At 44.7% G+C, this 13,680-nt stretch carries 13 protein-coding genes; 2 read left to right on the forward strand and 11 right to left on the reverse strand.

What is annotated here, in order from left to right; genetic code table 11:
• Positions 1 to 16: 16 nt before the first annotated feature.
• The 3 genes from fruA to fruB are packed head-to-tail and all read right to left on the reverse strand — an operon-like array spanning position 17 to position 3,889.
• Positions 17 to 1,756, reverse strand: a complete 1,740-nt coding sequence (gene fruA / locus R7093_RS00100; protein ID WP_033906530.1) for a PTS fructose transporter subunit IIBC — start codon at positions 1,754 to 1,756, stop codon at positions 17 to 19.
• Positions 1,757 to 1,774: 18 nt separating this feature from the next.
• Positions 1,775 to 2,746, reverse strand: a complete 972-nt coding sequence (gene pfkB, locus R7093_RS00105; RefSeq protein ID WP_042520798.1) for a 1-phosphofructokinase — start codon at positions 2,744 to 2,746, stop codon at positions 1,775 to 1,777.
• Between the two features lie 9 nt (positions 2,747 to 2,755).
• A complete protein-coding gene (gene fruB / locus R7093_RS00110; protein WP_047103539.1) occupies positions 2,756 to 3,889 on the reverse strand; it encodes a fused PTS fructose transporter subunit IIA/HPr protein in 1,134 nt (377 codons plus the stop codon).
• Between the two features lie 373 nt (positions 3,890 to 4,262).
• On the opposite strand from fruB, the gene cra reads away from it, so the two are divergent.
• A complete protein-coding gene (cra, locus tag R7093_RS00115; RefSeq protein ID WP_047103541.1) occupies positions 4,263 to 5,243 on the forward strand; it encodes a catabolite repressor/activator in 981 nt (326 codons plus the stop codon).
• A 17-nt stretch (positions 5,244 to 5,260) separates the two neighbouring features.
• Here the strand turns inward: cra and R7093_RS00120 are convergent, their stop codons facing one another.
• Positions 5,261 to 6,214 (reverse strand): endonuclease/exonuclease/phosphatase family protein, encoded by a 954-nt coding sequence (locus R7093_RS00120; RefSeq protein WP_047103544.1) that lies wholly within the window; start codon positions 6,212 to 6,214, stop codon positions 5,261 to 5,263.
• Between the two features lie 226 nt (positions 6,215 to 6,440).
• Between R7093_RS00120 and R7093_RS00125 the strand changes: the two genes are divergently transcribed.
• On the forward strand, positions 6,441 to 6,974 hold the full coding sequence (locus tag R7093_RS00125) for an RNA-binding S4 domain-containing protein (protein WP_005376400.1): 534 nt from the start codon (positions 6,441 to 6,443) through the stop codon (positions 6,972 to 6,974).
• A 106-nt stretch (positions 6,975 to 7,080) separates the two neighbouring features.
• Here the strand turns inward: R7093_RS00125 and R7093_RS00130 are convergent, their stop codons facing one another.
• From R7093_RS00130 to R7093_RS00160, 7 genes are all read right to left on the reverse strand, one after another.
• Positions 7,081 to 7,899 carry an EAL domain-containing protein gene (locus tag R7093_RS00130; protein ID WP_005386068.1) on the reverse strand — a complete coding sequence of 273 codons (819 nt, stop codon included), beginning with the start codon at positions 7,897 to 7,899 and terminating at the stop codon, positions 7,081 to 7,083.
• Positions 7,900 to 7,991: 92 nt separating this feature from the next.
• Entirely contained in the window at positions 7,992 to 8,912 is a 921-nt protein-coding gene (locus R7093_RS00135) for an amino acid ABC transporter permease (protein WP_017820957.1), read from the reverse strand.
• Positions 8,913 to 8,993: 81 nt separating this feature from the next.
• A complete protein-coding gene (locus R7093_RS00140) occupies positions 8,994 to 9,812 on the reverse strand; it encodes a transporter substrate-binding domain-containing protein (protein WP_086047417.1) in 819 nt (272 codons plus the stop codon).
• 9 nt (positions 9,813 to 9,821) lie between these two features.
• Positions 9,822 to 10,619, reverse strand: a complete 798-nt coding sequence (locus R7093_RS00145) for an amino acid ABC transporter permease (RefSeq protein ID WP_132936459.1) — start codon at positions 10,617 to 10,619, stop codon at positions 9,822 to 9,824.
• Positions 10,619 to 11,353, reverse strand: coding sequence for an amino acid ABC transporter ATP-binding protein (locus tag R7093_RS00150; RefSeq protein WP_017820955.1), 735 nt, complete (start codon positions 11,351 to 11,353; stop codon positions 10,619 to 10,621). Before R7093_RS00150 ends, R7093_RS00145 begins: the two co-directional genes overlap by 1 nt.
• A gap of 169 nt (positions 11,354 to 11,522) precedes the next feature.
• Positions 11,523 to 12,179, reverse strand: a complete 657-nt coding sequence (locus R7093_RS00155) for a lysoplasmalogenase (protein ID WP_005376394.1) — start codon at positions 12,177 to 12,179, stop codon at positions 11,523 to 11,525.
• A gap of 294 nt (positions 12,180 to 12,473) precedes the next feature.
• Entirely contained in the window at positions 12,474 to 13,622 is a 1,149-nt protein-coding gene (locus R7093_RS00160) for an iron-containing alcohol dehydrogenase (protein ID WP_213970398.1), read from the reverse strand.
• Positions 13,623 to 13,680: the final 58 nt, after the last annotated feature.

Genomic DNA, 13,680 nt, shown 5'->3' on the forward strand with positions numbered 1-13,680 from the left:
ACCGGAGTCGCTCTAATTAAGCTGCGACTTCTTGTTTCGCTTCTGCTTTGCTTTTTAAGAATGCGTAAGTAAAGCCAGTTACCGCTGTACCTGCTGCAATAGCCACTAAATACATTAATACTGGTGAAATTGCGTTAGGAATTAGCAGCACGAATAGACCGCCGTGTGGTGCCATTAATTTCGCACCGAATAGCATCGATAGGGCACCAGTAAGTGCGCCACCTGCCATACAAGATGGAATCACGCGCATTGGATCTTTCGCAGCAAATGGAATTGCGCCTTCAGAGATGAAACAAAGGCCCAAGACAAATGATGCTTTACCTGCCTCACGTTCATTTTGTTCAAATTTGTTCTTCGCAATGAAGGTCGCTAAACCCATACCTAGCGCAGGAACCATACCTGCGGCCATGATTGCCGCCATTGGCGCGTAAGTTTGTGAAGCCAAAAGGCCAACACCAAATGCGTAAGCGGCTTTGTTGACAGGGCCTCCTAGGTCGAAACACATCATTGCGCCAAGGATAATACCCAGTAGTACTGCACTGTCAGATCCCATGTTGTTTAGGAAGTCAGTCAGGCCGTTCATGATGCCTGAAACTGGGCCGCCTACGATGTAGATCATCACAAGGCCAGTGAACAATGTTGCTACAAATGGAATGATCAGAATCGGTTTAAGCGCCTCCATCGATTGTGGCAGTTTCACCTTATCTGCGAGGAGTTTCGCTGCGTAACCGGCAATGAAGCCAGCTGCGATACCACCTAGGAAACCAGCACCCGTTGAACTTGCTAGCATACCACCAACAAGACCAGGAGCCAGACCAGGACGGTCAGCGATTGAAAACGCAATATAGCCAGCAAGTACAGGAATCATCAATGCGAATGCAGAGCCACCACCAATGTTCATCAAGGCTGCTGCTAGTGTGCCTTCTTCTTTAAATGCTTCAATACCAAACACGAACGATAGGGCGATGATCAAACCACCAGCGACAACCACAGGCAGCATGTGCGATACCCCTGTCATCAAGTGTTTGTAAGCGCCTTTCTTCTCGTCTGCTGCCGAAGCAGAATTTGCAGAACCTGAATGTTGGTAAATCGTGGCTTGCTCGAATGCTTTGTCCATCTCTTCGGCTGTTTTTTTCAGAGCTGGGCCTGTTTTCGTGCGGTACATCTTTTTTCCGTTAAAGCGATCAAGTGGCACTTCAATATCCGCAGCAATGATCACCAGATCGGCATCTGCAATTTCTTGCTCAGTCAGTTGGTTTTTAGCGCCAACTGAACCACGAGTTTCCACCTTGATTTGATGGCCACGACGCTTGCCTTCTTCTTCTAAAGCTTCTGCCGCCATAAAGGTATGCGCAACGCCAGTAGGGCATGCCGTGATTGCAACAATCTTCTTTGATGCTGATGTTGTATCTGTAGTGATAGGGGCTGCAAGTGTGGTTGCTTTTTCAAGTAAAGTGGCGTTTTCAACCGCTTGCTGGAGAAACGCAGTTGCGTCTTTTGCTACTTCGCTAATTTCCGCTTGGTAAACCTTTTTTCCTACAAAACGAGAAGTGTCGACGCTAGTATTTGCCGCAATGACAATGACTTCTGCTTGTTCAACGTCAGCTTCCGTCAATAGTGTTGGTTCAACCACACTTGATTGACATTCTATTTTGGCATTCCAGTTTAATTTTGCGGCGGCTTGTTCTAGTAATCCTGCCGCAAGGATGCTATTTGCTACACCGCTCGGACAGGCAGTAATAATGGCAATATTCATACGATAACCTTCTGTTCCTTAGTTTTGTTCTAAGTTTGTAATAGGGTAAAGCGCGCTAACTTCAGTTTGTCGCTTGATATTTTCCAGTTCTTCCTGACTGGTTAGCCCTACGCCAACTTGACTAACTGCCAAAGCAGAAAGTGCCGTAGCGAAGCGCAATAAATCGTTTTTAGGCATCAGTTGCATGTGGCCCCAACACAAGCCAGCGACCAGCGTATCGCCTGCGCCAACGGTGCTCACGACATGCATTCGAGGCGGTTTTGCACTAAGCCATTCGCCTTGGTTGAGCCACATAACACCGTCAGGTCCCATAGAAACCACGATGTTTTCTATGCCTTTGTCGCTCAGTGTTTGCGCTGCAGCTTGGCACTGTTCAGGTGTTGCTAGATGTTCGCCAACAAAATCACCAAGTTCTTCATCGTTAGGTTTAATTAACCATGGGTGAGCATCAATACCTGACTTCAATGCGGCTTTGCTACTGTCGAACAACACCTTTTTGCCTTGTTGATGCAGTGCTTCTATCCATGCAGCGCATTGCTCTGCAGTAACACCGCCCGGTAGGCTGCCTGCCAATACAAAGTAATCGTGTGTTTCAGCAAGGCGGAATAGGGTTTCTTCAAAGCGCGCGATTTCTTCTGCCGTAACTTGAACACCAGGGAAGTTAATGTCACTAACGTTTCCATTAGCCTCAACGAGCTTGACGTTGATACGAGTTGCACCTTGTACTTCTACAAACTCATTCTTAACGCCGATGTCATTGAAAAGCTGATGGAATAGCTCAGGGTTATCTTTACCAAGAAAGCCGGTAACCGTGACGTCTGCGCCTAAATCGCTCAACACTTTTGCTACGTTGACACCTTTACCTGCAGCGTGGAGATTGCTTTGCTGTACTAAGCTCACGGAACCAACGTTTAGTTCATTTACTGAACCTGTTAAATCCAATGCCGGGTTGAGCGTAATAGTGACAACCTTATTTGTTTTGTTTGTCATATCGGATCCTTAACCTTCACCAAGGCCAGAAGCGATTGCATTTCCGATAGACTCCAAGGCTTGCGGGGCATCAGGGCCTTCTGCTGTAAATTGAAGTTGGTGACCGTGCTTAACGCCCAGCGCGATAACTTTCATTAGGCTCTTCGCGTTTACTGCTTTTCCATCTCCGTCTAGGTTGGCAACACGTATAGTGGATTCAAACTTTTTCGCTTCTGCGACTAACATTGCCCCCGGACGAGCATGTAGGCCGTGAGAGTTTTTGATTTTAAATACAGCGGTATTGCCTTCTTCTGAAGATGCGGCTGTGACTTCTTCACCTTTGAACAAAGCAAGAATCTGTTCTACTGATGCATCTAAAAGCTTGCCGTGTTCATTGTTAAACACAATATTAGAAAGCGTTTTTAGGATAGGTTGGTGAGCATTGTTACATGCTGCGAACGCGAAAAGTGCACGCACTTTTTGACCTTCATATTCGCAGTCGTTTGCCGTCGAGACAAATGACACACCTGTGCGAGTGACATGTTTGTCACTGCCAATTAACCACAGGCCATTACCTAAGTGAGTTGGTTGTTTGGTAACGAGATCGGCAACGAATTCGTTATCAGCACATCCCGTATTTTTCAACAGACCACCTGCAACAGCACTCATCTGTAGCATGTCGCTCGCAGGGAACATCAGTTGAATTAAAGAAGCGTCAAAGTCTGCTTCAAGCTGAACATCACCGTGCAGTAGGGCGATGATTTCGTCTTCATTTTTTGCATTACGCAGACGCTCTTCTACGCCATCTGCGCCTAGCACTTTGGTGAGCTGTTTAAGAATGCCAAGGTGTTCATCAGATTTAGCTGCGATACCGATAGCGACGAACACAGTATTGCCATCACCCCAGTCGACACCTTGTGGGAAGTGATGCACAGCAACACCCGTTGTTTTCACCATTGCACGAGTGTCGGTTGTACCGTGCGGGATGGCGATACCGTTCCCCAAAAACGTAGAGTTTTGGTTTTCACGGTTTAGCATGCCTTCAACGTAACCGCGTTCAACTAGGCCTTTATCAGTCAGGCTATGAGCAATACTCTTTATTGCTTCAAACTTATCTGTCGCTGATTGCGAGAGGGTAATGTCGTTCTTATTTAGCTTAAGCATGGTGCTTCTCCAGCCTTAAGGTATCAATTTAAAAATGTATTCTGTGTGAGAAGTTGAACGCCGCTTCTTCTGAGCGCTTATCACTCCTCAAACCTTTTATCTTTCAAGCTAAATCGATTCAGCTTGTTGGTAAATTTTTTAAAAGACTCAGAAAAACTGTTTTAAAAACTGACGTTAACAAACGAGCCTTTGCCGCTGTCCTATAGCCTAGCTCACAAATTGGTTTGTTGCGTGTTCGGGTGATTTACGTCAATTTTTAAGTTTTGCTGAATCCTTTCAGCTTTTATACTGAATCGGTTCAGCTTATAATTCAACTTATCGAAAGATCGTTGATGTATTAATATGATCGCGCGCACAGAATAAGGTTTAGAATATGACACTGGATGAAATAGCCAAATTAGCGGGTGTTTCTAAGACAACTGCAAGCTATGTGATTAACGGAAAAGCGCAGAAATACCGCATCAGCGAGAAGACTCAGAAAAAGGTGATGGCCGTTGTAGATGAGTACAATTATAAGCCAGATCATGCGGCGTCTTCCTTGCGGGCAGGTAATTCACGCTCATTTGGGCTTATCATCCCAGACTTAGAGAACACCAGTTATGCGCGTCTTGCAAAGCTGATAGAGCAGAACTCTCGGAAAGCGGGGTACCAAATTTTGATTGGCTGCTCTGATGATGATCCTGATACAGAGCAAAAGGTGGCGGAAGCATTAGTCAGTCGTCGCATTGATGCGTTGTTTGTGGCAAGTGGTATGCCCACTGCAAACGAGTATTACCTTAAGTTACAAAATTCTGGTACGCCAGTTATCGCGCTAGACCGTCCAATGGATGATGAGCACTTTTGTTGTGTCATCAGCGAAGATTTTGATGCCGCACTTGAACTCACTCAGTCAGTACTGTCAGAGGATATTAAGTCCATTGGCTTAATCGGTGCATTGCAAGATCTTCAAGTCTCAAAAGAGCGTGAGCTTGGTTTTCTATCTGCTTCTCAACAAGGTGGTAAAACGGCAACAGTGGGTTATGGACAACACTTCTCCCGGGAAGAAGGCAAGAAAGTCTTAGAGAGATGGTTAGCAGAGAACGCATTGCCAGATGCCATTGTTACAACGTCATACACACTGTTAGAAGGTGTGTTGGATGTAATGCTAGAAAAACCAGAACTGATGGGAAAGGTGCGTTTAGCGACATTTGGTGATAATCGACTGTTGGACTTTTTGCCTGTGAAAATCAACTCTTTGCCTCAACAGTTTGAGTTGATCGCGGACAGCGCAATGGAGTTAGCACTCAATGCTTCCGCTAAGCGTTACAAGCCTGGCGTAGAACTTATCCCGCGTAAAATTGTGAAACGTCACTAAGTAACTAAATAGGTTGCTCAAAGCTTTACTTCAGCCGTCAGCGCCACAAATGCGTGGTCGCTGGCGTTTTTATCTCTGTCATAAATCGGGTTGATCAGATGTTGGTTAGACACCTGATAGTCAACAACCTCGGCAACCGATATATCTGATAAGGTGTCAAACTCTTGTGAGAGCAAGATATAGTCGAGTACGTTCCCAGTGGAAAAATGATAGTGCGTGGCGGGGCGTTCATCCTTCTGAGCGTCACTTTGCAATATCCAACCATCTTTGAGTTGTAATTCAGTGACACTGTCACCAGTGTTGGATACCAATGCGCTGTTAACGCTGATAGGAGTGATAGGTTGATTCATATCGCCCATTAACACTGTCGGCATTGGTTCTTTTCGATACCTCTTTTGCATCGCGTCTCTTAACATCGCTGCTTCCCAGCCTCTTTGCTGGGTGGATAACCAGCGCCCAATAATCGTGCTAGACGTTTCTGGTTGTTCTGAGTCGGCCGGGCGTTGAGATTTCAGGTGCGTTACGTAAACGGCGATATGACCAAGTACAGGATGTATTACTTGGGCATAGATAGGTTTGCGACTGAACTCTGGAACAACACTTACTCCAAAAGGCTCAAGCGTTGCTAAGTCAAACTCTACCGCTTGTACTTTTTCTATTGGAAACCGAGATGCGATTGCCACAACAGGGCTTGAGTAAATGTACTCATCTTCAACATGTGGGGTGTCAACGGTCGCAAAGTAGGGGTAGCCGATGGTTGAAAAAAATTCCTGGGTCTTCTCGATACTGAACACTTCTTGTAAGCCAATCACGTCGCCTTCCAGTTTTTCAACTTGACGTTGCGTCCACGAAAGTTTGTCTCGCCATTGCTCTAACGAGTATATGTTCTCGAAATCATAGTAGGCGTTAGGCGGTGCGACAAAATTAAACAAGTTCGCAGTGACAAAGGTAATTCTACTTGGTTGAGACAAAGTATTCGCTCTTTTCAACAATAACTTAGAGAGTATATACCTTCAGGTTGCGTAATTGCAGCTTCGTTTGAGCTACGCATCGAGATACAAGCTAACGAGCGACAAGTTAAATGGGTTAAGAGGTGCTCAAACGCCAAGGCGAATCGGTGATTGAACATCGGCAGAGGTTTCTATTTTTAAGCATTGCGTTTAAACTTCAGGGCATCAAATAGTAAGAGTAAGTAACATGACCCAAGATTACGACCACGAAGAGTATTTAGAAGGCGAAGAGATTGAGATCGAAGCGATTGGCATCGATGTTGATGCGCATCCAATCGAACTATACAAGCTTTTTAAAATCGCAAACTTGGTCAGCGGTGGCGGCGAAGCAAAACATATCATCGAGGAAGGCTACGTCGCGGTGAATGGTGAACTAGAAACACGTAAGCGCCGCAAGATGTATGATGGTGACTTTTTTGAGTTTAACCAGGAATATTATGTTGTGGTTTGCGATGCGCCAGTAACCGAACCTGAAACGGCAGAGCAAAAAGCAGAAAAGAAAGCGAAAAAAGAAGCGCAGTCTTCTCGTAAAGATAAGTCTCGTCAAAGTAAGTCACCTAAAGCCTCTGGGCCTAAATCAACAGGCCGTAAAGCAGCACATAAAGAGCGTAAAGCGCAGAAAGAAGCGTTGTCTCAGTCTGCTAAGAAAGGCAAAAAAGAAGACAAACCGCAAGCCACTCGTGATCCGAAGAGCGGTCGTAATTCTATTGATTTTTTCTAGGGAAATGAACGCTTAACTAAATAAGTGACATCTGAGTAAAACTAAAAAGCGCCGAGCATATTATATCGGCGCTTTTTTGGTTTCACTGTGCTGTAAGTGGGCAGTGTTAATGCACTGTCGTCTCGATGTTTAGGCTATCTGTCCAGTGATGAATGGCGCAAGGCTTTCCTAAGTAAAAGCCTTGGTAATAATCCAAATTAAGTTGATACATAGCTTGTAGCTGCACGTCTTCTTCAACCCCTTCTATAATGACTTTTGCTCCCATATGATCCGCTAGATCAACGGCGCTATGTATGGAAAAGGTTTCTCCGGCGCAGTAGTCTAGCAAATAGGAACGATCGATTTTGATGATGTCAGGGCAGAGCTGCTGAACACGTGCGATATCAGAATGTTGGGCGCCAAAATCATCGATAGCAAAGATAAAACCATTCGCTTTCATTAACTGTACGGCTTTGATTAATAAATCCGTATTTCCGCATGACTCTTCGACTACTTCAAAAACTACGTCTGATGGGCTCATACCAAGTTCGGAAAGGCGTTTGTAAAGCAGGCCGTTATCTTTAAAGCCCATGTCTTTGGTTAGCGTGAGTAGCGTTTGAGGCATGACGTTAAGAAACAGTTTGATCGGTGTCCCTGCGAAATAGCGTGCAAAATTTCGAATGTGCATTGCTCTGGATAAAAACTCTACACATAAGCGAAAGTAGGGATCAAGACCATTATTGGCCAGAAACACGTCAGGACGAATTAGGGAACCATCAATGCCACGAATACGCAGTAAGGCTTCCATACCAATAATACGTTGGCGTCTATCAAAAATTGGCTGATAAACACTGTGAAAAGTGAATTGATTGAGAACTACGTAATATTCACCAAGATTATCTTGTTTTATGTATCGCTCGTAGTCGGATTGATTCTTTAACTCCATGAAAAACGCCGAAAATTTAGCATCTTGCCAATGTAACAGGGTGCAATTCTGATTTGAAGAATCAAATGTGCCTAATTACATATGCGGTTGAGTTAATTTGAAATGGCTTCCGATTTTGCTTCAATATGGCGAAAAATAAGTGACAGACCAAAACAAATTAAGAAGTAAGCGAGGCCGACAATCAACCAAATTTCAAATATATACCCTGATGAATTTGCCATCTCTGTCCCAACAAACGTCATTTCTTGTATCGAAATCAGTGAAACAATAGAGGTGTCTTTCACCAAAGAGATGGTTTGACCGGCAAGTGCAGGTGTTATTGATTTAAGCACCTGTGGCGCGATAACAAATCGGTATTTCACCCATCGAGACAAGCCCAATGAGTCAGCCGCTTCCCACTGACCTTGGTCGATACTTTGTAAACCACCGCGCACAACTTCTGCAATGTAGGCAGAAGAGAGTAAGCCGACGCATAACACGCCAGAGGCAAGGTTTTCCCAAAGGTTAGAAGGCCCAAACAGAAAGCGCTGTAGCGCATTTGGTTCGCCGTTGTAGTTTCGTAGAAGATCTTCCAAACCGAGTAACGGGATCAATTGGTTAGAAATGAAAAAGTAGAAAATAAAAACAAACACCAACGGAGGGATGTTTCTCACTAACTGGATAAACGCATTGGCAGGTGTGCGCAACCAAACGGAACGAGAGAAGCGTGCTAAGCCTAACAAAGTGCCAAACACTAATGCGAAGCTGATGCCCCAAATACTGAGCCTTAACGTCGAAATCAAACCTTGGAAGAAGTAGGGCAAACCACCATCTGCTCTAGGCGTGAAAAGTAATTCAAGCGCCTCTTTCCACTGCCACAAATAATGCACACCAACAGCGGACCGATGGTACAGCCAAACACCACCGATACCGCACATAACAAGTAGTACCCAGTCTAGTGTGTTTAATTGCGGTAAAAGGTAGCCTGTGCTGGATTTCGCGGGTGCTGTGCGAGTGGTAGTGTGTTCGCCCAAAAATTTGACTCCGATAAGTTATGGAAAAGTAAAATGGATGATTGGAGAGTATAGGCTCGCGGCGTCCACGAGCCATTTAGATTACTGGCCTTGCGCGACTTGATCTTGCCAATCTAATGTCGAGAACCAGTATTCATAACGTTGTTTTAACCATCCATCTTGGGTTCTTGCTTCAATCCATTTATTGAAAAAGGCCTTTTTATCTTCTTCCCCCAAGCGAACTGCAAAGGCTTCGTTACCTTGTGATAGTCGCTCAGAGAATGGAAGGAATAGTTTGTCGCTGTGTTTCACTGTCTCATGTTCTGGTTTTGGGCTAGAAGCAATGACCGCGTGGGCGTTACCATTCAGCACCTCTTGGAACGCTTGCGCGTCGTCATCAAATTGCAGGATCTTCGCTTTCGGGAAGGTTTCTCTGGCTACTTGAACGGTGAATGCGCCGCGACGAGCCGCAATTTTTACGCGTCGTGAGTCAAAATCCGAAAATTCGCTAAAACCAGAGGCGAGTTCTTTGTTTGCTGCTACTTGAACGCCTGAGTGCGAGTAGGGCTCAGTAAACAAGACGCTTTTGGAACGCTCAGGCGTAACCGACATGCCACCGATGATCACGTCGAACTTTTTCGCCAGTAGTGCGGGAATAATGCCATCCCACGCAGTCGGTACGAATTCCACTTTCAAACCTGAATCTTGTGCTAAGCGTTTGGCAACATCGATTTCAAAACCGATTAACTCACCTTGCTTGTTACGCATTGCCCAAGGTACAAATGTTGACATACCAACGCGCAAAGTGCCTCGTTCTTTGATTTGATCTACATTGGGTGTGGCGACATCTTCTTTCGCGATTGTAGGCATAGCGATGGCTAGCCCTAATAATGCAGTAATGGTCGCTTTGAATAACTTCATGTTATCTCCTTATAATTTGCGCCAACTGGCTCCGAGTTTGTGTTCTAGCCTTGCAGACAAGCCAGAAAGTGAAAGAGTGAGAGCAAGATAAATTGCTGCCACGGTAAACCAAATTTCGAACGGCATCGCCGTCTCTGAGACGATGTTGCGTGCCTGTGTTGTTAGATCAAAAATCGCCATCACGCTTACAATGGAAGAGTTTTTGATCAAAGAAACCACTTCATTGGTTAATGGCGGTAATGTGCGCTGTAAAACCTGAGGCAAAATTACGTCTTTGTAGGTGTAAAGCGTTGATATTCCAAGAGTTTGTGCTGCTTCGAATTGCCCTTTAGGAATACTGTTTAAACCTGCACGGAATATTTCCGCGGTGTAGGCACCTTGGAAAAGGGATAATGCCAAAACGGCGGTACTGAATCGGTCCAAACCAATCACGGGGCCAAACACGAAGTAGAGTAAATAGATTTGCACCAACAACGGCGTGTTACGTATTACTTCGACATAAGTGGTACCAATAACATTGCCGACTTTCGAATCGCTAAGCCTTAGTAACGCGGTAACCAACCCTAATACTAAGGTAAAAAATAGACTAATAGCCGAGATGTTAAGCGTGACCAATAGCCCATCAATAAGTTCTGCCGGCCACCATTCGCCATCTTCATAAAAAGCGATGTAATCAGGTACGCGCTCCCATTGCCATTGATAGCCCATAGCGTCGGCACCAGAGTCCAACACCCACACAATCGCGATGAAGAGGAGCGTCATTTGCAGTAAAGCTTGAAGGACAGGTTTGATTACGCGAACTATCATCAGTAACTTAAAATTTGGTTCAAAAATGCTTGGGTTCGTGGATGCTGTGGTGTCTCAAATAAGGCGACTGGAGAGTTCATTTCCACGATTTGGCCTTCGTCCATAAATACCACGCGGTTCGCTACTTTTTTGGCAAATCCCATTTCATGTGTGACGCAAATCATCGTCATTCCGCTTTGAGCCAGCTCAACCATGACATCCAACACTTCGTTGATCATTTCCGGATCAAGCGCTGAAGTTGGCTCGTCAAACAGGAGTAAATCCGGTTCCATACACAAGGAGCGGGCAATCGCGACGCGTTGCTGCTGACCGCCAGAAAGCTGGATAGGATACTTACTCGCTTGCTCTTCAATATTGACTCGCTTTAGGTAATGTCTTGCGCGTTTTTCAGCTTCTTGTTTTGATAATTTGTGTGTGCGAATCGGCGCTAAGGTGAGGTTTTCCAGTACAGTCAAATGAGGAAAAAGGTGAAAGTGTTGGAACACCATGCCGATTTTACCGGGCTTGAGAGATTTTGCGTGAGAAGGCTGGTCGAACACATGAAGCTGGCCTTCTTGAATCGATTCAAGATGATTGATGCAACGAATGAGCGTTGATTTTCCGGAACCTGAAGGGCCACACACCACGACGATCTCGCCAGAATGCACGGAGAAGTTGATGTCTTTTAGAGCGTGGTAATCGCCATACCACTTATTTACGTCGCTAAACTCAACGACGGGAGTATTCTCTTTCAAAGGGGCACGCTATAACGGAAAAATATCCTTTTACAATAGCAAGTTGTGCGCGTAATTTCATTAAGAATAAGCTAATGTTTAGGCGATGATTTTAAGACTCTATTCAGATCGCTTACAAGATACATCCATGTTTCTTTAATGTTGGTGCAGTCTAGAGTCTAGAGTATGACTAACTCAGTTCAACGAGATACGGATAACGAACAACAATCGCAACAACAGACATAACCATTAGTGTCTGTGCAGAATAGTAGGTCACCATGACAACTTGTCGTGAAAATATTGACCGTCCTCCAAAGCGTTCGAAAGCCAATACGATGCCAGAGATAATAAAGATAAAGCTTCCGAGCACTGCAAAAGAGGAGGATTGTGTTTTCCCACTCAAATAATACTCGATCGAAGCCCAGCACATAGTCATCAGTACCAATATATAACTAGCAACTGGCCGTTTTTCTTTACCGAGATCCGGTCGGAACAACCAGTAGACGCATATACCGAGTCCGAACAAGGCAATTGGGAGCCAAGGTGTAAAATGCCACGCTGACATGATGGCAAAACCATAACTATAGGAGAGATGGGCAGAGCAAAAGAGCACTAATCCTGTAATGAACTTGTCTCTAGGGAGCATTAATAACACGTCACCAAGCAACGAGAGCGATAAGCCAATCAAAATCCAATGCGCATATGGCATTGGGTAAGCCGGGGACTGAATTAAAATACCAAGCATACAGAGCACTGGTAATGGTTTAGAAACGTAAAAGAGCCATTTAGAGCCTTTACGGATACTGATGATATGTATGAATGCTAATACGACAACAACTAGCCACATAAAGTGTTTTCTCGAACAGACAAAATTATGTAGTACATCACTACAACAAATCAAAACTTAATTAACGAGTTAACTCGTTCTTTGATCTCAATTATTTTTATTTGTGTAAAGCTGGACAGTTGTCTCTTTACTAACCAACACGGCCGATTTTTTGTCTGGAGGGAATCGTTGTTTTTAGAAGCCTCCTCGTTTTGAACGTGATGTGGCTTACAAAATAGCATAAAAAAACGGTATTGTGACTGTTAAGTCACAATACCGTTAAACCCTAGGAAGGGCAGTGAAGAATTGTTGCAGTTATGAGACAGCTAACTCTAAGATTTCTCGGCTACGTTCAAGTGTGATCGCCTGGTTTTCACCTAAAACAGTCATGCCGTGTTTGTTTAGTTGATCAATGATGGCATCGATAGCTTGTTCACGGCTCTCACCATAGTTTTCGAGCTTAGTTGCGACATCAAGTTGATGATAAAACGCTTCGATAGCTTCGATTGTGCGCTCTGCTAAATCCTCACCTGCTTCAAGAGCAAATACGTTGCGACCCATTTGTTCTAACTTAGGGCGCTTAAACTGCATTTGGTTACGAAGTAACGATGGTTGGACAATTGCAAGAGAACGCGCATGATCAACGCCCCATAGAGCGGTTAATTCATGGCCGATCATATGTGTCGCCCAGTCTTGTGGAACGCCACTACCAATTAACCCATTCAATGCTTGGTTAGCAGACCACATTAAGTTTGCGCGCCACATATCGTCGTCTCGTTCCGCAAACTGTTCTCCGAGTGTTTTTAAAGTTTTCAGCAGTGTTTCTGCGTAACCATCTTGAACCATTGCACCGGTAGGAAGCGTCAAGTATTGCTCACATACGTGCACCCATGCGTCAACAATGCCGTTGATAAGCTGGCGTTCTGGCAGTGTTTTCATTACATCTGGGTCTAACACGGCAAATTTTGGCTGCACTGCTGGAGACATGAACGGAAGTTTGTCTTGAGTTTCTTTTTTAGTGATAACTGCGCCCATGTTTGACTCTGAGCCTGTTGCTGGCAATGTCAAAATTGCAGCTAGAGGCGTCGCTTCAGTGACTTGGTGCTTACCAATCATGATATCCCAACCATCACCATCATACTTTGATGCCGCTGCTACGTATTTGGAGCCATCGATGACTGAACCACCACCTACCGCTAAAATAAAGTCAACGCCATGCTCTTTTACCATTGCGACTGCTTTATCGAGTGTTTCTTTGGTTGGGTTTGGTTCAACACCTGAAAACTCTAGCCATTCATGTCCCTCAAGAGCTTCTGCTACTTGGTCGTACACGCCATTTTTTTTGATGGAGCCACCACCGTATACCACTAAAACTTTTTGCTCGGATGGGATAGCTTCTTTGATTGCTGCGATTTGTTTTTGACCAAAGAAAATCTTGGTTGGGTTTACATAAGAAAAGTTCATTATTAGCCCTCTTGCTTCCAGTGAAGGAGATTGAATACATGCATATTAGTCCTGATTA

It is taken from the genome of Vibrio sp. 1580, from assembly GCF_033340055.1.